At 35.3% G+C, this 1039-nt stretch carries 2 protein-coding genes; both read right to left on the bottom strand.

The genetic code is table 11. The features are described from left to right. Positions 1-148: 148 nt before the first annotated feature. Positions 149-460 (bottom strand): helix-turn-helix domain-containing protein, encoded by a 312-nt coding sequence (locus tag KEM10_RS23780; protein ID WP_212220881.1) that lies wholly within the window; start codon positions 458-460, stop codon positions 149-151. A 58-nt stretch (positions 461-518) separates the two neighbouring features. Beyond that, on the bottom strand, positions 519-1039 hold a 521-nt coding region (locus KEM10_RS23775), incomplete at its 5' end, for a hypothetical protein (RefSeq protein ID WP_212220878.1).

Genomic DNA, 1039 nt, shown 5'->3' with positions numbered 1-1039 from the left:
TTTGTAACCAATCTTTATCATATTCAAAAGAAAATATTTCTTTCCCTCTCAGGCGATTGGAATGCAAGATGCCCATTAACATGGGTTCTTTCATTACTTTCCAATCTGCATATACAAAAATATCTCTGTGATTGTCCTTAGCCATAATTTACTTTTTAGGTGCCCTTTCTTTTGTAATGATCTGTGCATCCTGCAGTTTTCTACCCAACTCATCATCCCGTGCAATCAAAAGAAAATCCTTTTCCAAGCCCAATACCTGCAAAACCAACAGATAGGAACCAATACTAACCGTGGGAGCTCCTTTCTCAATGGCAAACAGTGTGGGTCTGCTGATACCGGCTCTTTCCGCCACCTGTTCAGCACTCAGCTTACGCCTCAGTCGTGCCAGCTTAATATTTGCTCCCAATTCATTAAGTATCCTTTTTGTTTTAGGTAAAATTACAATCTTCTTTTTAGCCATATAGTAAAATATATTTTACAAATATAGCATTTTTAGTCAATTTTATTTTACTCTATTACTAAAACTTCCTCTTCCTGTGCTTCTTCCTTTTTTGATCATTCTTATATTTATTTTTAACACTCCACTCTCTTTTCCCCATTTCATTAAGCAACTCCCATGTAAACTGATTCTTCACTCTTTCGATATAGCTCTTTTGGGTAACATGGAATTCCGATGAGTTCTGATCTAAGGACTTCTCCTCTGCCATATCCAGCAAAAAGTTTAAATGAGATTTTACCGCTTTCTCTATAGTTGATGCCAGATCTTTATTCAGGTTTATGATCTTTTCATTAAAGCTTTTAAGTTGATAAAGCTCCAACTCGTTTACTGCCCTTTTAAGCTCTTTTATTTTGGATTTATTACCATCAATCGCTTTTGTCATTTGATTCAAATTTTCAGCATTATTCAGCGGAAAAATTCGCTGTCCACAATCTCTTAAGAGGTCGTAAAAATCATCAGACGTCAATACAAAATCCTTCAATCTGGATCGATATTTTTTAAGCAGATATTGCGAATCAATTACAGCCTTATCTTTCATTG

Source organism: Carboxylicivirga linearis (assembly GCF_018271995.1).
GTDB classification, from domain to species: Bacteria; Bacteroidota; Bacteroidia; order Bacteroidales; family Marinilabiliaceae; genus Carboxylicivirga; species Carboxylicivirga linearis.
The sequence above is the reverse complement of the archived record's forward strand: the minus strand, read 5'-3'. Positions and strand labels throughout refer to the sequence as shown.